Genomic DNA, 20,458 nt, shown 5'->3' on the forward strand with positions numbered 1-20,458 from the left:
AAGATCATGGCCGGTAGAGGCACACCCATTGGCCCGCGCGCGGGCAAGATCGACGCGCACATCCTCATCATCGAGGCGCCGTACTATGAGGACGTCAGCGCCGCGCTGATCGAGGGCGCATTGGCAGTGCTCGATGCGCACGGCTGCACGTACGAGCGCATTGTCGTGCCGGGCGCGCTGGAAATCCCCCAGGTGCTCGCGGTCAGTGCGGCGTCCGGGCGCTTTGACGAGGATGATCCGCGTCCCGTCGATGGCGTCATCGCGCTCGGCTGCGTCATTCGCGGCGAGACCTCGCACTACGATATCGTCTGCAACAATGCGAACCACTGGCTGATGCACATTGCATCCGATCTCGCGCTGCCGGTCGGCAATGCCATTCTGACGGTCGACACGCACGTCCAGGCCATGGCGCGCGCCGAGGGCGGCCTCGCCGGCAAGGGCGCCGATGCTGCGCGCGCGTGCCTCAAGCTGATCGAGATCGGCCACGACTTTGCCAGGCGGCAAGAATGAAAACGCCCGCCAACGAGCCGCGTCCGCTCGCGCCGAGAAGCGCAGCGCGCCTCAGCGCCGTGCAGGCCCTCTATCAGATGGATCTCGCCGAAACCGACCTGAACAACGTCATCGGCCAGTTCAACATGCATCACTTCGGCGAGAATGCCGAGGACAAGTCGGTGGCCGCCGCCGACCGCGACTTCTTCGCGGCGATCCTGCGCGGCGTCGTTCGTCGTCAGCGTGAGATCGATCCGATTGTCGATGCCCAGCTCGCGGAGGGCTGGCGACTGACGCGCGTCGACTCGACCTTGCGCGCGATCCTGCGTGCCGGTGTCTACGAGCTGATCGAGCGCGCGGACGTGCCGGCTCGCGTCGTCATCAGCGAGTATGTCGAAGTCGCGAAGGCGTTCTTCAACGAGGACGAGCCGCGCGTGGTCAATGGCGTTCTCGACAAGATCGCACGGCGCACGCGCGAAGCCGAGTTCAAGCCGTCCGGCGGGGACTAAGCACCACAGCGCGAAGGGGGTGGCGATGCTGACGCTCTACTTCGCTCCCGGCGCAAGCTCCATGGCACCGCAGATTGCCTTGCGCGAGATCGGCGTGCCCTTCGAGGCTCGGCCGATCTCGTTCGCGCGCAAGGAGAACCGGGCGCCGGCCTATCTCGCGCTCAATCCCGAAGGCAAGGTGCCGACGCTGCTGATCGACGGCCGTCCTCTGACGGAGGTCGCGGCCATTCTGTTCTATCTCGCGCGGCGTTTTCCCGAGGCCGGACTTCTCCCCCTGAACAACAGCGAGGCCGAGGCGCAGGTCATCTCCTGGATGTCGTTCATCGCCGCGACGATCCATCCAGCGCGCCGCCGCGGCCTCGACCACGCCCGCATGGTCTATGCGCTGGCGGACAAGCGGCTCGGCGATCAGCCTTGGGCGGTCGGCACCTATTCCATTGCCGACATTCACCTCTTTCGCCTGTATTGGCGCTTCTTCAACTCGCTCCATCCGGCACCAGGCGAGTTCCCGGGCCTCGATGCCCACTACGCGCGAATGATGGCCCGCCCCGCCGTGCAGAAGACCATCGAAGTCGAGGCCGCGATCGGCTTCGAGCTGCCGGCATAGGTCGTCGCAGCCGGGCCCGCCGTCAGCCGTCCGCCGACCGAATTGTGCTACAAAGTCATGATTCTTGAGGGGTGAAGGCGCTAAGCGCCGGGTATCACACTTCATCCCCTCTCCCCGCTCTTGCGGGAGAGGGGGTCGTATGAGCGCACATGTCCTTTGAAGCAAAGACGCACGGCAGACATCGCAGCGCGCCTTGCAGGCTGCTCGCTGTGGCTGCGCTCGCGCTCATGCCCGAGCTTGCCCTCGCTCAGGCCGGCGGCCCGGCATCTACCGATGCAGCCATGCGCGTGCGCCAGGCCGTTGCCGCGCTGCGCTCGGACCGGCCCGACGACGCCATCCGCCTCTATGATGCGGCCCTCGCCGCCGACAGCCTCCCCAATGACCAGCGCGCGCTCCTGCACATCGACCGCGGCGTCGCGCGCGCGCGTCTCGGCCAGGTTCGTGCCGCCATCGAGGATTTCAACCGCGCCATCCAGCTCGTGCCGGAGAGCGCTACGGCCTACAACAATCGCGCCACTGTTCTCCTGGAGGCTGGCGCCACGGCCGAGGCCGTTCGCGATCTCGACCGCGCGCTGATCCTCGCGCCGAACTATGGGGCCGCACTCACCAACCGCGCCGCGGCGCACGTCAAGCTCGGCAATCATCGTGCCGCGCTCAGTGACTACTCGCGCGCCATCGGACTTCTGTCGAGCGATGGCGCCGCCTTTGCCGGCCGCGGTCGCGTCCATCTTGCGCAGGCGCGCCCTCACGCCGCCCTTCGCGATCTCGGGCGGGCGCTGGCCGTCGCACCCCGCTTCGCGCCGGCGCTCCGTGCGCGCGCCGAGGCCTATCTCGCGCTGGAGCGCTACAAGGATGCCATCGACGATCTCGGACGCGTCCTGGAGATCGACCGGGATAACATCGAGGTGGTGCTCTTGCGCGGCTATGCCGCCATCGCCGCCCGGGACATTCCCGCGGCGCTGCGCGATTTCGAAAGCGCGGTCTCGATGCAGCCGCAGTCGAATGCCGCGGTCGAGGCGCGCGGCTTTGCCGAGGCCAAGGCCGAACGTTACGAGCAGGCGCTCAACGACCTCTCGCGCGCCATCGAGATCGACCCGCGCTCGGCCCAGGCCTATGCCTATCGAGGCTGGGTCTATAAGCTCATGGGACGCCCCGAGCTCGGTCAGAAGGACATCGAGCGCGCCATCGGCCTCGAGCCCGAGCGGCCCGAAGTCATCTGGGCACGCGGCGAGATGTTGGAGGCCATGGGGCGCTCGGACGAGGCCATCGTCGAGCTGCGCCGCGCGCTCGAGCTCAAGCCCATGCTGCGCGAAGCCGCCATCGCCCTCGAGCGCAATGGCGCCGCGCAGATCGCAGCAAGCCACGAGCTCGACGAGCAGAGCCTCGGCGAATGGCGCCTTCAAGTCCGTGGCAATCAGTACTTCGCGACGAACGCACGATTTCCGCGCCTGACCGTCCCCCTCGAGCTGATGGGTGACGGCGTCCCGCGGCTCACGGACTGGTCCATGCGCCCCGAGGCTTCACAGCACATCGGCCTCCTGCGCTTCACCGCCGGCACGATCGACGGCAAGGGCGGCCCGGAGGAAGTCGAGCACGCCGCCGTCATCGACACGCGCGCGCGCCGCGTCATCACCATCGAGCAAGTGCGTCAAGGCGCGCGCGCCGCCGAGTGGACCTGGACAGAGACGAAGCTCACCGTCGCCGGGCTCGAGGGCGGCAGCGAGGAGTACCTCCTCGTCGCCCCCGTGGACCGCGAGCTCGCACAGCAGCGCCGCCCGGACAGCGGTCCGCGCTATAGCGGCGGCGGGAGCCAGACGCCGAGCTGGGCACCATGGGCACAGGGCAACTATGGCGAGTACACGCCCGAGCGGCGCCGCGGCCGCTCGAGCGACGGCGGCGGCAGCGCCAAGGCCAAACCCAAGACCCTGTTCGACCTGCTCTTCAAGAACTGAAGTGCATTCACGCGCGTTATGCCGGCTCCGATGCTCGCGCCTGCAGGAGCAAAGTCGCCGATGACGGCCGCCGTGATCATGTGGTTCCGCAATGACCTGCGCCTCGCCGACAACGCGGCGCTCCATGCGGCCGCAGCGACAGGCGCACCGGTCATTCCCGTTTTCATTCTCGATGATGCCGCGCCCGGGCGCTGGCGCGCGGGCGGCGCGAGCCGCTGGTGGCTGCATGGCAGTCTCCGGGCTCTTGCGGAGAGCCTCGCCACAGCCCGGTCGCGCCTCGTTCTCGCGCACGGTCCCACCCGCGAAGTCCTGCCGCGCCTCGCTGCCGAGAGCGGTGCCGCAAGCGTGTATTGCTCGCGAGCCTACGAGCCCTGGGCCATAGAGCTCGAAGCCGATCTCAAGGTCAGTCTGGAGAAGTCGGGCATTGCGCTGAAGCGCCATCGCGGCGCGCTGCTCTTCGAGCCGGAGGCGCTCCGCACGCGCCAGGGCGCACCTTTCCAGGTCTACACGCCGTTCGCCCGCGCGGCGTTCGCTGCCGGCGACCTCGGCACCTTGCTGCCGCCGCCGAGAACTCTGGAGGCGCCCAAGCGCTGGCCGACATCCGGGAAGCTCGCCGGCTGGCAGTTGACACCGACGAAGCCCGATTGGGCTTCCGGCCTCATGACGACATGGACACCCGGCGAGAAGGCAGCACAGCAGCGTCTCGACACGTTTGTCGCGCAGGATCTCGCACACTATCGCGAGCGTCGCGACCGGCCGGACATCGCGGCCACATCGCGACTTTCCCCGCATCTCCATCATGGGGAGATCAGCCCGCGGCAATGCTGGCAGCGCGCACGCGCTCACGCTGCGGCTCATCCCGAATGCGCCAACGGCGCCGATGCCTTCCTGAAAGAGCTGCTGTGGCGCGAGTTCTCCTATCATCTGCTCGTGCAGCACCCGTCGCTGCCGGAGAGACCATGCCGCGAGCCCTTCGTGCGCTTTCCCTGGAAGCGCGATGCCGAGCAGCTCGCCGCCTGGCAGCGCGGCCGCACGGGCTATCCGATCGTCGATGCGGGAATGCGCGAGCTGTGGGCGACGGGCTGGATGCACAGTCGCGTGCGCATGATCACCGGCTCATTCCTGGTGAAGCATCTTCTGCAGCCCTGGCAGGACGGCGAAGCGTGGTTCTGGGACACGCTCGTCGATGCCGATCTCGCCAACAACGCCACGAGCTGGCAATGGGTCGCGGGCTCGGGTGTCGATGCGGCCCCCTACTTCCGCATTTTCAATCCCGTGAAGCAGGCCGAGACCTTCGATCACTCGGGCGACTATGTGCGCAAATGGTGCCCCGAGCTCGCCAAGCTGCCGACGCCTCAGATCCACGCGCCGTGGGATGCGCCGGCCGACCTGCTCGCTGCGGCCGGCATCGAGCTCGGGCGGACGTATCCGCACCCGATGGTCGAGCACAAAGCGGCGCGCGCCCGCGCGCTCGCGGCCTTCGAGCGTTTGAAACAAGCCGACTGAAGTGCTGTCCGTGGCGCACCGTCGCTGCATGGCCGCCGCGGGCAGGCCTAAGCGGAAGAAGGCGACAGCATCTCCTCCCAGCAGCCCGCGGCAAAACAAATGCTTCGGCGATCCTCACCTGAAGTGGCAGGAGACCTTCTGGCCGTTGCCGACGTCGCGCAGCACCGGGCTCTCGACCTTGCAGCGTTCCTGCGCGATCGGGCAACGCGTGTGGAAGTGACAGCCCGACGGCGGCTTCATGGGGCTCGGCACGTCGCCTTCGAGCACGACCTTCTTGCGCTTGATCGAGGGATCCGGCACCGGCACCGCCGAGAGCAAGGCTTCCGTGTAGGGATGGCGCGGGCTCGTGAAGAGCGTGCGCTTGTCGGCGTACTCGACAATGCGGCCGAGGTACATCACCGCGATGTAGTGCGAGATGTGCTCGACCACGGCGAGGTTGTGCGAGATGAAGAGATAGCCGAGGCCGAGCTCCTGCTGCAGGTCCATGAGCAGGTTGATGACCTGCGCCTGGATCGACACGTCGAGCGCCGAGACCGGCTCGTCGCCGATGATGAGCTTCGGGTTGAGCGCGAGCGCGCGCGCAATGCCGATGCGCTGGCGCTGGCCGCCCGAGAACTGGTGCGGGAAGTTGTCCATCTGCGCCTGCCGGAGGCCAACGCGGGCAAAAAGCTCAGCCACCCGCGCGCGCCGTTCCTTGGCATTGCCGACGCCATGCACCTTCAAGGGCTCGCCGACGATGTCGCCGGCGCTCATGCGCGGGTCGAGCGACGAGAAGGGATCCTGGAAGATGATCTGCATCTCGCGGCGATAGGGGCGCAGCTCCGGCTTCGAGAGGCCGATGATCTCCTGCCCCGAGACCTTGATGCTGCCCGAGGTCGGCTCGACGAGCCGCAGGATGGCGCGGCCGACCGTGGACTTGCCGCAGCCGGATTCGCCGACGAGACCGAGGGTCTCGCCCTCGCGGATCGTGAAGGACACCCCGTCCACAGCATAGACGTGGCCGACCGTCTTCTGCAGCAGCCCCTTCTTGACGGCGAAGTGCTTCTTCAGATCCCGCACCTCGAGCGCAGGCGCCCGGTTGTGACGCGGGTTGCTGTCGCCGGCGCCGTTGGCCGTGCCCGGCACTACGCCGCTCTCCGCTCCGTCATGCATTGGCGCCTCCAAAAAGTTCTTCCGAGCGCCAGCAGGCAGCCCAGTGGCCGCTTCTCTTCTGCTCGTAGGGCGGATACTCCGCGCGGCAGCGATCGTCGGCGTGCGGGCAGCGCGGCGCGAAGGCGCAGCCCGGCGGCAGCGCGCTCAAGGCCGGCACGATGCCCGGGATCTCCTGCAGACGCTCCACGCTGTCCTTTTCCTCGCCGCGCATGAGGTCGAGCCGCGGGATCGAGGCCATGAGGCCGCGCGTATAGGGGTGCATGGGCCGCGCGAAGAGCTCGCCGACGTCCGCTTCCTCGACCTTGCGCCCGGCGTACATGACGATGACGCGCTGCGCGGTCTCCGCGACCACGCCGAGATCGTGCGTGATGAGCACCACCGCCGTCCCGAGCCGGTTCTGCAGCTCGACGATGAGATCGAGGATCTGCGCCTGGATGGTCACGTCGAGCGCCGTCGTCGGCTCGTCGGCAATCAGCACCTTCGGGTTGCAGGCGAGCGCGATCGCGATCATCGCGCGCTGGCGCATGCCGCCCGAGAGCTGGTGGGGGTACTCCTTCACGCGCTGCTCGGGCTCGGGGATCTTGACAAGCCTCAGCATCTCGACGGCGCGTGCGTAGGCCTCCCTCGTCGTCATGCCCTGGTGCAGCAGCAGCACTTCCGCGATCTGCCGCCCGATCGTCATGACCGGGTTGAGCGATGTCATCGGCTCCTGGAAGATCATCGAGACGTCGTTGCCGCGAATCCGGCGCATCTCCTCTTCGCTGAGCTTGATGAGGTCGACCCCATCGAGCTTGATCGAGCCGCTGATGATCCGTCCGGGCGGCACCGGAATGAGCCGCAACAGCGAGAGCGCCGTGATCGACTTTCCGCAGCCGGACTCGCCGACGATGGCGAGCGTCTCCCTCGGCTTCAGCGCGAAATCCACGCCGTCCACCGCCTTCACCACACCATGGCGCGTGAAGAAGTACGTGCGCAGGTCCGTGACTTCGAGAAGGTTCTCCGCCGCGGCCGCACGAGGCGGGGCGGTCTGCGGTGTTGAGGCTGTCGTCGTCATTGGACTCCCTGATTTCGTCGCCGCCTGTCGCGGTACCGGTTCCCTTGCCGCCCAGTCGTTCATGACGTCCGGTCCCCGGTCTGTGGTTGTGCCTTAGCTGCGCTCGCGCGGATCGAGAATGTCACGCACGGCGTCGCCGAGCAGGTTGGTTCCGAACACCGCGAGCGAGATCGCAATGCCCGGGAAGACGACGAGCCACGGCGCCGTCCTCACATATTCGGCGGCCGACTCCGACAGCATCCGCCCCCAGGAGGGGTGCGGCTCAGGAATGCCGAGACCGAGGAAGGAGAGCGAGGCCTCCGTCAGAATGGCCGAGCCGAGCTGCGCCGTCGCGAGCACGATCAGCGGCGCCACCGTATTCGGCAGCACGTGGCGTAGTGCGATCTTCCACTCGCTCATGCCGACGGCGCGGGCCGCCTCGACATAGGGCATTTCCCTCAACGCGAGCGTGTTCGAGCGTATGACGCGCGCCACGTTCGGGACGATGGGTATGGAGATCGCGACAATCGTGTTGGTGAGCGAGGGCCCGAGGGATGCCGCCATCAGCAGCGCCATGACCAGCAGCGGCAGCGCCTGAAGGATATCCATGAGGCGCTGTGTGAGGAGATCGAGCCAGCCGCCGTAATACCCGGACATGAGGCCGATGAGCACGCCGAAGAAGCAGCCGAGCACCGTCGAGCCGATGCCGACGGCAAGCGAGATGCGGGCGCCATAGACGATGCGGCTCCACATGTCGCGGCCCATGAAGTCGGCGCCGAGGATGTGGTCGGTCGTCGGCGGCGAGAGCGAGGATCGCGGATTGGTCGTGGTCGGGTCGTAGCTCGTGAGATAGCCGGCAAAGAGCGCTGTCAGCACGAATATGAGGACGATGACGGCCCCCGCCGCACCGAGCGGATAGCGGCGCGCGAGGTGGAGCGTCGTGCCCCAGAACCCGCTGACGCCGGCGCCGGCACGGGCGAGTTCGGCCTTGTGGTCGATGGTTGCCATGGTTTGCCTCAGCCCTCGTACTTGATGCGCGGATCGAGAACGACGTAGGCCATGTCGACAATGAAGTTCACGACGACCGTGACGACGGCGATCAGCATCACCAGGTTCTGGACGATCGGATAGTCGCGCCAGCGGATCGCCTCGACGAGGAAGCGGGCGACGCCCGGAATGTTGAACACGGTCTCGGTGACGATCAGGCCGCCGATCAGGAAGGCCGCTTCGATGCCGATGATGGTCACGACGGGCAACACCGCATTGCGCAGCGCGTGATCGTAGTTGACCGAGTTCGCCGAGGCGCCCTTGGCGCGCGCCGTGCGGATGTAGTCCTGGCGAAGCACTTCCAGCATGGACGAGCGCGTGAGGCGCATGATGAGCGCCGAGGCGCGGAAGCCCACCGCGGCCGCCGGGATACTGAGCAGGAAGAGCTCATGGAAGAACCCGCGCGGCGCGTCGGAATAAATGGGAATCCATCCCGCGTACTGCACGAAGGCCATGAGAATGAGCAGGCCGAGCCAGAACGAGGGCAGCGACAGGCCCGACAGGCTCACGACTCTCAGGAAATAATCGAGGCCCGTGTTCTGCCTGACGGCGCTGATGACGCCGAGCGGCACGCCGAAGAGAACGGAGAAGAAGAGCGCCAGCGCCGCGAGCTTCGCCGTGACCGGAATGCGCGGCAGGATCTCGTCGAGCGCCGGTTTCTCCGACACGTACGAGTAGCCGAGATCACCCTTCATCATGTTGGTGATCCACGTCACATACTGCTGCACGATCGGCTTGTCGAGACCGAGCTCCGCTTCGAGCCGCTTCTTGTCGGCGGGGTTCACCATGCCCGCGGAATCAAAAAGGATATCGACGATGTTCCCCGGCACCACGCGGAGCATGACGAATATCAGCACTGACATCCCGAACAACGTCAGGATCATCAGCAGAAATCGTCGGATCATATAGGCACCCACGCGGAGCCTCCTTCAAGCTCGTCTTGGACATCGTTGCGGTTCATCGAATGCGGCAATCAAGGCCGCCGCATCCGCTCTTGGCCCCGCCGAAGCGGGTAGACTCCGGCGCGGCAGAGAAGCGATGTCCTCTACCGCGCCGGGGCCTCAGGTCTCCGGCGTCACTTGTCGAGCCACACGTCCTCGAAGCGCCAGTTGTTGTAGATCGAGTTCTCGTGGCCGACGAAGCCCTTCACGTACGGCCACCAGCAGGTCGCGGCGCGATCGTGATAGATGACCGGGCGCGCGAGATCGTCGTTGAGGATCTGCTCGATCTTCCACACGACCTTCTTGCGCTCGGCGACGTCGACGATCTTCGACTGCGCCTCGATGAGCTTCTCCACCTCCGGGTTGCAGTAGCCGGTGTAGTTGCGCTCGGACTTGCAGGCGTAGTTCTCGACCATGTTGGCATCGGGGTCGTCCACGGCGACACCCGTCAGGTTCATGCCGACCTGGTAGTCCTTGCGGGCGACCTTAGCGTGCCAGAGCGGCGTGTCGACCACCTCGAGCTCGCCGTCCATGTAGATCTGCTTGAGCTGATCGATGAGGATCACGGCCGGATCGCGGTAGATGGCGATGTTGCGGGTCGAGATCTTCACCTTCAGCGGCTTCGCAGCGCTGTAGCCGAGGCTCTCCATGATCTTGCGGCCCTCGGCGCGGTTGGCAGCAACATCGCCGCCATAGCCCGCCATCTTGGCAAGCTCCTCGGGCGGCATGCCCCAGGCGCCTTCCGGCAGCGGCAGCATGGCGCCGCCGATGTCACCCTTGCCCTCGGTCAGGATGTCGACGAACGCCTTGCGGTCGATCGCCAGCGCCATGGCCTTCCGGATCTGCGGGTTGTCGAACGGCGCCGCTTCGCGGTTCACGATCAGGTTGCGGTGCACGTACTGAGGCTTGGTCTCGCAGATCGCTTTCGGCGCCTGCTTCTCCATGTCCTTCAGCAGCGGGATCGTGATGTCCTGCGAGAAGGTCATGTCGAACTCGCCGGCCTGGAAGGCCAGGATGCGGGTCGAGCGGTTGTCGATGATGCGCATTTCGATCATATCGACGTAGGGCTTGCCCTTCTTGAAGTAGTCCGGGTTCTTGGCAAGACGGATGATCTCGTTGCCGCGGAACTCGACGAACTTGAAGGGGCCCGTGCCGACCGGCTTCGTGCGCATGTCGGCAGCACTGACGTGGCACGGATAGATCGGCGTGTAGCCCGATGCGAGCAGCGTCAGGTACGCAGGCTGCGGCTCCTTGAGCACGATCGTCGCCTCGAGCGGACCATTGACGGTCACGTCCTCGACATTGCGGTGCCAGATCGCGCGCGGGTTCTTGCGCAGGCGCTGCTTGCCCTTGCCGAGCAACAGGTCGAACGTGCACTTGACGTCCGCCGACGTGAACGGCTTGCCGTCGTGCCACTTGACGCCGTCGTTCAGCTTGAACGTGAGCTTGGTCTTCGTCGCATCCCATTCCCAGCTCTTGGCGAGATCAGGAACGATGGTCTCCATCGTGTTCCGCTTGGCCTGCTGATCATAGACGACGAGGTTGTTGTAGATCGCCATGAACGGAAGCTGCGTCGAAACAGTCGCTTCCTCGTGCAGCGAAGCGCTTGCCGGCGTGTCGCGGTGATAAATGCGGAGCGTCCCGCCCGGCTTCTGGGCGAGGGCCGTAGCAACGTCACCGACGCCGACAGCAAGCCCTAGGGCCGCCGCCGCATACCAAATTGCTTTCATACGTCTCCTCCTTTGTTATTTCTGTCGGCGCCTCGCCGGACGCCAAACGCTTTACGTTTCCTCTGCGCCCCCGATTGTTGAGCCAATTCTTGCCTGTCGGGGCATCCTCTTGATCGTCAGGCTAGTCGTTCACCGACGCGTGATCAATCTTCGTCGTCATAAAGTTTGCTCGGCTCCTTAATCGCTCGAGCGCAGGAGGGCGCCGCCGTCAACCGGGAGGGCAACTCCCGTGATGAAGCTCGCCTCGTCCGAAGCGAGGAAAAGGGCCGCATTGGCCACATCCCAACCCGTTCCCATCGTCTTTCGCAGCGGCACACGGGCATTGCGCGACGCAACAACCTCGGCGCGCGGCTGGCCCCAGACGCGGGCGCGGGTATCCACCGCCATGGGCGTGTCCATGAGCCCCGGCAGGATGATGTTGGCGCGCACGCCGTACTCGGCATTGTGGCGCGCGATTTGCTCAGTGTAGGCGATCATGCCGGCCTTGGTCGTCTTGTAGGCGACGGTCGCGTAGCTCGCCGATAGAGCGGCTACGGACGAAATCGACAGGATCGAGCCCGAGCGCTGCTCGCGCATGATCGGCAGCGCGTGCTTGCAGGCCATGATGAAGCCGCGCAGGTTGATCGCATTGACCTTGTCGAAGGCTTCCTCGCTGATTTCCAGGGGCGGCTTGTCACCGCCGCCGAGCGAGACGCCGACATTGTAGTGCAGCGTGTCGAGGCGGCCCCAGCGCTTCACGGCCTCGTCGATGGCCGCCTTCATCTCGGCTTCCTTCGTCACGTCGGCCTTGAAGGCTGCCGCCGCGCCGCTGTGGTCCTTGTTGATGATCGCCGCCGTCTCTTCGGCCGACTCGAAGCGGTTGTCGACGCAGAGCACCTTGGCGCCTTCGCGCGCGAACACGATCGCCGTGGCGCGGCCGTTGCCCATGCCCTCGCCGGGGCTCTGGCCGGCGCCGATGATGACTGCAACCTTATCCTTCATCCGCATGGGGGCACTCCTTCAGGCCGGGGTCGCGGGAAACGGGTACTTGTTGAGGTACTTCTGATAGTCGGGCTCGACGTCGATCTCCAAGCTCGCGAGCACGCGCACGACGGCGTTGTAGAACGCGATGGTCATCACGAGATCGATCATGTGCTCGTTCGAGAGGTGCGTGCGCAGCGCATCGAACGTCGCGCGGCTGACGGCGCCATCATTCGTCGCCTCACGCGCAGCGAGCAGCACCAGCCGGTCGAGCGGCGCGAGCGATGTCGCCTTGCCGGCCGTATCGGCGATCAGTGCCTCGATGTCCGCGTCGGTCACGCCGAACTCGTAGCCGAGCTTGATGTGGTGCGACCACTCGTAGGGCGAGCGCGCGAGCCAGCCGACCTGGAGGATCGCGAGTTCGCGAAGGCGCGAATCGACCGTGCTCTTGTGGCGAATGAAGTAGCCGAGGCCCTGGAAGGCGCGCAGCGCATTCGGGCTGTTGACGAGCTGCTTGTAGAGCGTGATCTCGCGCTTCAGGAGATCCTGATGCTCGGGCGGAAGATCGGCTTTCTCGATGTAAGGAAGGCGGGCCATGGACAGTTTCCTCGGGTCGGCTTGTTATTCGCTCTCGCTCTCACGCTCGGGCGCCTGCAGCGTGGTGCCGCCATCGACGACGAGCGTGTGGCCAGTGATGTAGCGGGCATGATCCGACATCAGGAAGCGCACCGCGTTGCCGATGTCCCACCCCGTCCCCTCGATGGCGAGCGTCGAAGCGCGGCGGCGATTGTCGCGCGCCTGGTCGCTCATACCGCGTGCGTAGACCATCGGCGTGTAGACGGGCCCCGGGCAGATGCAGTTGACGCGGATGCCTTCCTTGCCGTGATCGACGGCCATGGCGCGCGTCAGGCCGATGATCGCGGCCTTGGTCGTCGTGTAGATCGTGAGGCCACGCGGGCGCAGCGCCGAGATCGAGGAGACGTTGACGATCGCGCCCCTGCCCGCGGTCTTGATCATGGCGGGAATGGCGTACTTCGAGGTGAGGAACATCGCCTCGACATTCACCTGCATCATGCGATGCCAGGTTTCCTGCGGCTCGGTGACGACCGTGCCGCGGCTCGAGATGCCAATGTTGTTGTCGAGGAAATCGAGCCGGCCGAAGCGGTCCACGGCCGCCTCGACCGTCGTCTTGCACTGCTTCTCGTCCGTGAGGTCGGCCGCATGTGCCGCTGCCGTACCGCCCTCGGCAGTGATCATGTCGACCGTGCGCTGTGCCAGCGCCAGCTCGCGATCGACGACGAGCACCTTCGTGCCCGAGGATGCCAGCAAAAGCGAAGCCGCGCGGCCGTTGCCGATGCCGTCGCCGGCGGCGCCGCCACCGGCGATGATCGCGACCTTGCCGGATAGACCCGGATCGTCATTGTAGCCCGCGGGCATGGTGTTCCTCCGTTGCTTGTCCATCCGGCTTCATTGAGCGAACCGGTTGTCACATCTCATGCGCCGTCCCGTACGTTACCGCCCCGTGAAGTTCGGCTTGCGGCGCTCGGCATAGGCCTTCACGCCTTCCTTGAAGTCTTCCGCAGCGCGCAGATTCTGCTGAAGGCTCAGCTCGTGGTCGGTCTGCTCCTTGACCTTGTCGGCGAGGCCGGCGCGGACTGTCGCGCGTGTCGCCTGCACGGCGAGCGGCGCGTTCTCGGCGATCTCGGCGGCGAACTCCTGCGCGCGCTTGCGCACGTCAGCGAGCGGCACGACCTCGTCGGCAAGACCAATGGCGAGCGCCTCCTCACCCGTGAGGCGGCGGCTCGTGTAGAACATCTTGGAGGCCTGCTGCACGCCGATCAGGCGCGGCAACGTGTAGGTCAGGCCAAAGCCGGGGTGGAAGCCGAGGCGGGTGAAGTTCGCCGAGAAGCGCGCCTCCGGCGCGGCAATGCGGAAGTCGCACGCGACGGCGAGCCCGAGACCGCCGCCGATGGCCGGCCCCTGCACGGCAGCCACGATCGGCTTTTTCGCGCGGAAAATGCGCACGGCCTCCTGATAGAGATGGCCAGAGCTGTTGAGCGTGCTCTCGCCGGGTCGGTTGCCCTGCTTGTCGAGGGCGCTACCATCGCCGAAGTTCGCACCCGCGCAGAAGGACTTGCCCTCGCTCGCCAGCACGATCGCACGGATGTCGATCTCGCTGTCGAAACCCTCGAGCGCCGTCGCGATCTGCTTGATCAGCGACATGTCGAAGAAGTTGTGCGGCGGGCGCTGGATGGCGATCGTCGCGACGTTCCCGCTGCGCTCGATGGTGATGTCGGTGAAGGTGCTCATAGGGCTCTCCGTCAGCAGGAAATCGTGTTGCGCGGGGGTTCAGCCGTGCCCGTGCTGGATGATGAGGGCATCCGCGATCGTCACACCCTGACCTTTAGGATGCACGAAGACGGGATTGAGGTCGATCTCGGCAATGGCCTCCGCATGATCGGCGGCAAAGCGCGACAGCTTCACCATCAGCTCGGCAAGGGCATCGACGTCCGCCGCGGGGGCACCGCGCTGCGCGTCGAGCAAGGCCCGGCCCTTGAGCTGGTCAATGAGCGCAAGTGCCGCCGGCTTCGAGAGCGGCACGGGGCCGAGCGCCACATCCTTCAGCACCTCGACATGGATGCCGCCGAGGCCGACCATGAGCATCGGCCCGAACAGCGGATCGGTGTTGATGCCGAGAATGACCTCGCGGCCCTTTTCGGCCATGGGCTGCACGAGCACGCCGTCGATCTTCGCATCCGGCGCATATTCCTGCGCGCGCTCGATGATCGTCGCGAAGGCCTCGCGCACGCGCGCCTCCGTGATGCCGAGCGCGACGCCGCCGGCCTCGGTCTTGTGCAGAATGTCGGGCGACTGGACTTTCATCGCCACGGGACCGCCGATGGCGGCCGCTGCTTCCGCTGCCTGCTCGACGGTCTTGGCGAGGTATTGGCCTGTCGTATGGCCAATACCGTAGGCCGCCAGCACGCGGCGCGCCTCGTATTCGGTGAGCGCACCGCGGCTCTTCGAGAGCATCTCGCTGGCGTGCTCGTGAACGGGTGCCGCGACGCGCGCGACCGCCGGGGCCGCGAGGAAGCGCTCGCGCCGCTCGCGATAGTCGGCCATGGCCGCCATGGTGCCGGTGGCATTGTGCATGTTCGTGAAGAGCGGATAGCCGGCCTCCGCCAGCGTCTCCAGCGTCAGCGACACGGGGAGCGTGTAGCTCCACATGAAGATCGGCTTCTTCGTCTCTTGGCGAAGCTTGATGAGCGCCTCGCGCTCGTGGGCGACATGCTCACCCGCGCGCCCGCTCATGACGACGATGATGCCATCCACCATGGGCGAAGGCGCGACGCGGCCCGCAAGGCCCGCATAGCCGGCGCTGCGAATGGCCTGGGCCGTGCCGTCGACGGGGTTCTGCGACGTGCCGTAGCTCGGGATGATCTTGTCGATCTCGCGGCGCGTCGCGGCATCGAGCTCGGGCACTTCGAGGCCGGCCGCCGCACAGGCGTCCGCAATCCATCCGCCGCCGCCACCCGAGGCCGTGCAGATGCCGACGCGGCGTCCGGCCGGCAGGTCGGGACCAGCAGCGAGGAAGCCCTGCGCCAGATCGACCATGTGCTCGAGATCGCGGCCCTCGACAATGCCGTAGTGGTGCGCCATGGCGCTGAAGCTCGCGTACGAGCCCGCGAGCGCCGCCGTGTGCGAGGCGGCTGCGCGCGCGCCTGCATCGGACTGGCCGATCTTGCTCAGGATAATGGGCTTGCCGGCGCGCAGGGCCTTCTCGGCAACCGTTGAGAACTTCGAACCCGTCTTGATGTCCTCGACGAGCATGAGCAGCACGTCGGTGCCGGGATCGTCGATCAGATGATCGGCGTAGTCGAGCACTTCGAGGCAGGCCTCGTTGCCCGTGGTGACGATGTGATTGAAGCCCAGCTCCTTCGGCCGGCCACGGTCATAGAAACCGAAGCCCATGCCGCCGCTCTGCGCGATCACCGACACGCGCCGGCCGCCGAGCGGCATCTTCGGCAACAGGGACAGATTTCCCGGCGCCACCGCCGGGCTGAAGGTCGGGCAGAGCGCCAGCGGCAGATTGGCGAAGCCCTCGGAGTTCGGGCCCATGATGGCCATGCCGTACTCGGCGGCAATGGCCTTGATCTCAGCCTGCTTCTTGGCGCCGGCCTCGCCCGGCTCCTCGGCAAAGCCAGAGCTCAGCACGATGATCGCGCCGACACCCGCCTCACCGCAGCGGCGCAGCTCGTCGACGACGAACTCGGCTGGAATGATGAGCACCGCGAGATCGACCGGCCCCGGCACGGCGCCGATGGTCGGGTACGCCTTCAGGCCCTGCACTTCACCATTGCTGCGGCTCACGGGATAGATCGAGCCGGCATAGGGGTGCGCGGTGAGGATTTCGAGGATGCGCCCGCGCAGGCCCTGCCCCTTGGGGGCAGCGCCAATAACAGCAACATTCCGCGGCGAGAGAAGCTTTGCGATATCGGCCATTGTTCGACTTACCTCAACGCAGGCCGAGACCGCGCGCGATGATGCCGCGCAGGACTTCCGTGGTGCCACCCTGAATGGTCAGCTTGGGCGCGATCGTCGTCGCGTAGGCAAGCTTCTTGTCGAAGGGGATCTGGTTGGTAGCCTCCGGCTCGCTGAACGCCGCCAGCTCGCGGGCGCGATGCGGCAAGCGCTGCTCCCAGATGGTGCCGACGTCCTTGACGATCGCGGCTTCGAGCACGGGCTCCTTGCCGGCGTGCAACATGCCCGCAACCGAGACGGACATGCGGCGCAGCGTGTGGAGCTGCGCGACCAGGCGGCCGAGCCCCTCGGCGCCGCGCACGTCGGGATCGGGACCGAGCACGCGCACGAGCTCCTCAAGCACATAGTACGTCTCAAGGAAGCGCTCAGGGCCGCTGCGCTCATAGGCAAGCTCGCTCGTCGCCTGCTTCCAGGCGCCATCGATCTCGCCAAGCACATGATCGTCCGGCACGAACGCGTCCTCGAACACGACCTCGTTGAAGTCGTGATGGCCGGTGATCTGGTAGACCGGGTTGCACGTAATGCCCTTTGTCTTCATGTCGACGAGGAACTGCGTGAGGCCGTGGCGACGGTTCTCCTTGGTCGGCGCGGACGTGCGGAAGAGGCCGATCATGTAGTCGGCCTGATGTGCGTTCGACGTCCAGATCTTCGTGCCGTTGATGAGCCAGCCGCCGTCCGTCTTAGTGGCCTTTGTCCGGGCGGCGAAGAGATCGGAACCCGAGTTCGGCTCGCTCATGCCGATGGCGAAGCAGCACTCGCCGCGGCAGATGGCCGGCAGCACCTTCATCTTGATGTGCTCGGGCGCATACTTCAGCAGGATCGGGCCGCTCTGGCGGTCGGCAACGAAGTGCAGGCGCGTCGGCGCATTGGCGACGCGCAGCTCCTCGGTGACGACGTAGCGCTCGAGGAACGTGCGCTCGTGGCCGCCGTACTTCTTCGGCCAGGTCATGCCGAGCCAGCCCTTGGCGCCGACCTTGCGGCTGAACTCGCGGCTGAAGCTGTCGCCCCCCGTGGCGCCGGTGGGCTTGATGCTGCCGCCCTCGGTCTCCTCGGCGATGAAAGCGCGAACCTCGTCACGCAGCTTCTCGCACTCGGGAGGGAGGCGGAGCTGATCGAACTGAATAGCGGCGGTCATGGGATTGCGTCCCTAAAAGCAGAGAGAATTGGGGCTCAGCGCGAAGCCCATCACCTTGAAGCCACGAGCGGCCAGAGCTCGTCCGCACCCTTGGCGGCAATCATGCGCCCGAGCCGCACGGCCCAGTCGCTCTCGTTGCCGAAGTCATCGCGCCAGGACCAAAGCCTCAGCGTGAATCGGTGCAGGATGTGCTCCTTGGTGAAGCCGATCGCACCATGGACCTGATGGCCGATCGAGGCACCTTCGGTCGCCGCTTCCGAGACGCGAACCTTGGCGCCGGCCGCTTCGAGGAAGAAGCGGTCGTCCAGGATGCCGTTGGCGAACGTGTCTGCCGCCGAGCCCGCAGCCGCAACAGCCGCAGCCGTCTCACCTGCGAGGCGCGCAAGGTTGTGCTGCACGGCCTGGAACTTCGAGATGGTCTTCTCGAAGGCGACGCGCTCGCCGGCATAGCGCGTGGTGATTGCGAGGACGGTTTCGAGGGCGCCGGCCATCTGGTTTGCGCGCACGGTCGCGCCGAGCAGCATGAAGCGCTGGCGATCGAGACCTGCGGGCGCCGCGGCGTGCGCGACGGCCTTGATCTTGTCGAAAGCGATCTCGACGCTCGAGTCACCTGCGAGATTGTGCCCGTCGCTCGGACGGACGTCCGAGAGCTTCACGAGTGCGACGACCGGACCAGACGGCCCATCAGCCAGCACGGCAATGTGCTCGGCGCTCTTGCCGAAGGGCACGTTGCGCGCCTTGCCCGTGAGCACGCCCGCGGCGTCGATCTTCAATTCATCGGACCAGCGCGAGGGCGCGACGGTCATGGCGCCTGTCGGCGAGGAGAGGCCCGCCTCGGAAAGCAGCCAGCCTGCGAGCAGCGTCTCGGCGAGCGGCACGGTCGCAGCAAAGCGGCCCGCCACCTTCACGACCTCGAAGCCGTCTGAGAGCGAGGCGCCGGCACCGCCGAGCGTGTCGGGCACCCACGCGAGCGTCAGCCCGCTTTCTTCGAGCGAAGACCAAAGCGGCGCCTGCCAGCTCTCGTCCTTGGCTTGGTTAACAGTCTGCGGATCTGCAAGATCCTCGAAAATACGTGCGGCCGTCTCCGCGACGATGGCGCTCGTCTCGCTCACTTTGGCTCCCCACGGGACAGCTTGGCGATCTCACCGTGCGCCTGTCCCCACGCCCGGTGACTTTGTCCGGACTTAGGGTTTGGCACCAAGAGGCCCGTGTTGGCAAGTGCGACGCGTAAAAATTGATCTGCCCGCTGCGCATAGCGGGCTGCGTCCGCTTGTCACCTCACCACTCGGGCGGCGTCCAGCTCACGTCCTCGTCGAGCGGATAGGAGGGTCGCGGAATGCGCTGCCACTGGCGGCGCTCCAGAACCGGTGATGTCAGCCCCTCCGTGTCGACCTCATAGACGTTCTGGGGCGGGAACCATGGGATGAAGCCCGAGCGGAAATGCCCGCGTGATTTGACCACCACCGTCGCCGCCTTGCCGATATCGAGACCGAACATCTCGAAAAACATCGGATCCGCCGTCTGCATCCGGTCGGAAATGACGATCGCCGTCACGCCGCCGATCCTAAGCGCCGCCGAAGGGCCGAGGTGCATGGTGCGCCCCTGCGCATAGCCGAGCCGCCCGACGATCGTGCCATGGTGGAGACCGACCACTTCCGCGTCGACCTCGAAAGGCGCGTCGCAGGGAAGGCCCGCATGGCTGTTGAAACACGCACGAATGCGCGCGCCGACGCCGGCCTCATGCGCCATTTTCGCGAGCGGTGGATCGAAGAAGCTGCCGATCAGCACATTCTCCGCACCGGCCCACACGAGTGCCGAAAGCAGCTCGGTCGTACGTCCCGTCCCGCCGCCGCCCGGGTTGTCGCCGGAGTCCGAATAGATGACCGGCGGCCGGTTGGACTTGAGCGCAAGCTGCACGGCGTCCGAGAGCGGTGTGAGCTTCTTCCTGAAGCGCGCGTGATTGTTCCAGCCGAGCTCGGCAATCTCGCGCGCGAGCATCTGCGCACGCGCAACGTCACGCCGTGCCGTCACGACAATGGCGACGCCGTTCTTCTCGCTGTCGGAGAACACGAAGCCGCCGAAGAGCGAGACATTGAGAATGTCGCCGGCAAGCTCGGCGCGGCGGCGCGTGCCATAGTCGATCATCTCGCCGTAAGGGCCGCTCGCGGTGAGCAGGTTCACGGAGGCCGGCGTCAGCGGCAGGCGGATGAAGGCGGACTTGGGATCGGCGAGGCCCGCAAGCATCAGACGGAGCGCGAGGGCTGCCTCCTCGCCGCGCTCCACGTAGTCCACGTGCGGGTTGGTGCGGTAGCCGACAATGAGATCGCACTGCTCGACCATGCGCTCGGAGATGTTCCCGTGCAGATCGAGCGTGACGACGACCCGCGCCTTGGGCCCTGCGATCTCGCGCGCGAGTGCGATCAGCTCGCCGTCGGGATCATCGCGGTCGGTTGCGATCATGGCGCCGTGGTTGGCGACATAAACGGCATCGAGCGGTCCTGCTTCGGCGAGCCCCTTGCGGCAGATCGCGAGGTACTTGTCCATGAGCGCGCCGTCGATCGGCCCGTGCGGATGGCAGCCCGCCAGCAGGATCGGTACGGGCTCCCATGGGCCGGTCGCGTCCATGGTTTTCACGAACGCTGCGGCCTCGCCCATGATCGAGGGATTAGCCTCGCGCGACCGCTCCAGGATCGCCGCGCCTTCGAGCTGGTAGAAGTCCTTGAAGTCCTGCTCGTAGGCGACGGGCGCCTGACGGTTGCTCTCGAGCCAGACACCGATGATGGCGACGCGGGGCGGGGCAATGTCGGTCATGATCGCGGGGCTCTCCTGTTTCTTGTTCTGCTGATCGCGCCGCT

Annotated in this window: 18 protein-coding genes; 5 read left to right on the forward strand and 13 right to left on the reverse strand. The window is 66.3% G+C overall.

Features of this window, described 5'->3' with window-relative positions; all coding sequences use genetic code 11:
• Positions 1-6: 6 nt before the first annotated feature.
• From ribH to CS1BSM3_RS04740, 5 genes are all read left to right on the forward strand, one after another.
• Complete coding sequence (gene ribH / locus CS1BSM3_RS04720) at positions 7-510, forward strand: 6,7-dimethyl-8-ribityllumazine synthase (protein ID WP_072385840.1); 504 nt, start codon at positions 7-9, stop codon at positions 508-510.
• Complete coding sequence (gene nusB / locus CS1BSM3_RS04725; protein ID WP_072385841.1) at positions 507-998, forward strand: transcription antitermination factor NusB; 492 nt, start codon at positions 507-509, stop codon at positions 996-998. The genes ribH and nusB overlap by 4 nt, the downstream gene beginning before the upstream one ends.
• A 25-nt stretch (positions 999-1,023) precedes the next feature.
• On the forward strand, positions 1,024-1,605 hold the full coding sequence (locus CS1BSM3_RS04730) for a glutathione S-transferase family protein (RefSeq protein ID WP_174263625.1): 582 nt from the start codon (positions 1,024-1,026) through the stop codon (positions 1,603-1,605).
• A 149-nt stretch (positions 1,606-1,754) separates the two neighbouring features.
• Positions 1,755-3,557: a tetratricopeptide repeat protein gene (locus tag CS1BSM3_RS04735; protein ID WP_072385843.1), complete on the forward strand. Its 1,803-nt coding sequence runs from the start codon at positions 1,755-1,757 to the stop codon at positions 3,555-3,557.
• Positions 3,558-3,617: 60 nt separating this feature from the next.
• Complete coding sequence (locus CS1BSM3_RS04740; RefSeq protein ID WP_072385844.1) at positions 3,618-5,063, forward strand: cryptochrome/photolyase family protein; 1,446 nt, start codon at positions 3,618-3,620, stop codon at positions 5,061-5,063.
• Between the two features lie 114 nt (positions 5,064-5,177).
• Here the strand turns inward: CS1BSM3_RS04740 and CS1BSM3_RS04745 are convergent, their stop codons facing one another.
• The 13 genes from CS1BSM3_RS04745 to CS1BSM3_RS04805 all read right to left on the reverse strand — a co-directional run bounded on the left by CS1BSM3_RS04745 (position 5,178) and on the right by CS1BSM3_RS04805 (position 20,414).
• On the reverse strand, positions 5,178-6,215 hold the full coding sequence (locus CS1BSM3_RS04745; RefSeq protein ID WP_083528273.1) for an ABC transporter ATP-binding protein: 1,038 nt from the start codon (positions 6,213-6,215) through the stop codon (positions 5,178-5,180).
• Positions 6,208-7,269, reverse strand: coding sequence for an ABC transporter ATP-binding protein (locus CS1BSM3_RS04750; protein WP_072385846.1), 1,062 nt, complete (start codon positions 7,267-7,269; stop codon positions 6,208-6,210). Before CS1BSM3_RS04750 ends, CS1BSM3_RS04745 begins: the two co-directional genes overlap by 8 nt.
• A 93-nt stretch (positions 7,270-7,362) precedes the next feature.
• Positions 7,363-8,256 carry an ABC transporter permease gene (locus tag CS1BSM3_RS04755; protein WP_072385848.1) on the reverse strand — a complete coding sequence of 298 codons (894 nt, stop codon included), beginning with the start codon at positions 8,254-8,256 and terminating at the stop codon, positions 7,363-7,365.
• Between the two features lie 8 nt (positions 8,257-8,264).
• Positions 8,265-9,212: an ABC transporter permease gene (locus CS1BSM3_RS04760; protein WP_072385850.1), complete on the reverse strand. Its 948-nt coding sequence runs from the start codon at positions 9,210-9,212 to the stop codon at positions 8,265-8,267.
• A gap of 158 nt (positions 9,213-9,370) precedes the next feature.
• Positions 9,371-10,966 (reverse strand): ABC transporter substrate-binding protein, encoded by a 1,596-nt coding sequence (locus tag CS1BSM3_RS04765; RefSeq protein WP_072385851.1) that lies wholly within the window; start codon positions 10,964-10,966, stop codon positions 9,371-9,373.
• Between the two features lie 177 nt (positions 10,967-11,143).
• A complete protein-coding gene (locus tag CS1BSM3_RS04770; RefSeq protein ID WP_072385853.1) occupies positions 11,144-11,953 on the reverse strand; it encodes an SDR family NAD(P)-dependent oxidoreductase in 810 nt (269 codons plus the stop codon).
• Positions 11,954-11,965: 12 nt separating this feature from the next.
• Positions 11,966-12,523, reverse strand: a complete 558-nt coding sequence (locus CS1BSM3_RS04775) for a carboxymuconolactone decarboxylase family protein (RefSeq protein ID WP_072385854.1) — start codon at positions 12,521-12,523, stop codon at positions 11,966-11,968.
• 24 nt (positions 12,524-12,547) lie between these two features.
• On the reverse strand, positions 12,548-13,363 hold the full coding sequence (locus CS1BSM3_RS04780; protein ID WP_072385856.1) for an SDR family NAD(P)-dependent oxidoreductase: 816 nt from the start codon (positions 13,361-13,363) through the stop codon (positions 12,548-12,550).
• Positions 13,364-13,438: 75 nt separating this feature from the next.
• A complete protein-coding gene (locus tag CS1BSM3_RS04785; protein WP_072385858.1) occupies positions 13,439-14,236 on the reverse strand; it encodes an enoyl-CoA hydratase/isomerase family protein in 798 nt (265 codons plus the stop codon).
• A gap of 39 nt (positions 14,237-14,275) precedes the next feature.
• Entirely contained in the window at positions 14,276-16,429 is a 2,154-nt protein-coding gene (locus CS1BSM3_RS04790) for an acetate--CoA ligase family protein (RefSeq protein WP_072385859.1), read from the reverse strand.
• 13 nt (positions 16,430-16,442) lie between these two features.
• A complete protein-coding gene (locus CS1BSM3_RS04795) occupies positions 16,443-17,603 on the reverse strand; it encodes an acyl-CoA dehydrogenase family protein (protein WP_072385860.1) in 1,161 nt (386 codons plus the stop codon).
• 50 nt (positions 17,604-17,653) lie between these two features.
• Positions 17,654-18,715 (reverse strand): acyl-CoA dehydrogenase family protein, encoded by a 1,062-nt coding sequence (locus CS1BSM3_RS04800; protein ID WP_072385862.1) that lies wholly within the window; start codon positions 18,713-18,715, stop codon positions 17,654-17,656.
• 166 nt (positions 18,716-18,881) lie between these two features.
• Entirely contained in the window at positions 18,882-20,414 is a 1,533-nt protein-coding gene (locus CS1BSM3_RS04805) for a M81 family metallopeptidase (protein WP_072386685.1), read from the reverse strand.
• Positions 20,415-20,458 lie beyond the last annotated feature (44 nt).

Source organism: Hyphomicrobium sp. CS1BSMeth3 (assembly GCF_900117415.1).
Lineage (GTDB): Bacteria > Pseudomonadota > Alphaproteobacteria > Rhizobiales > Hyphomicrobiaceae.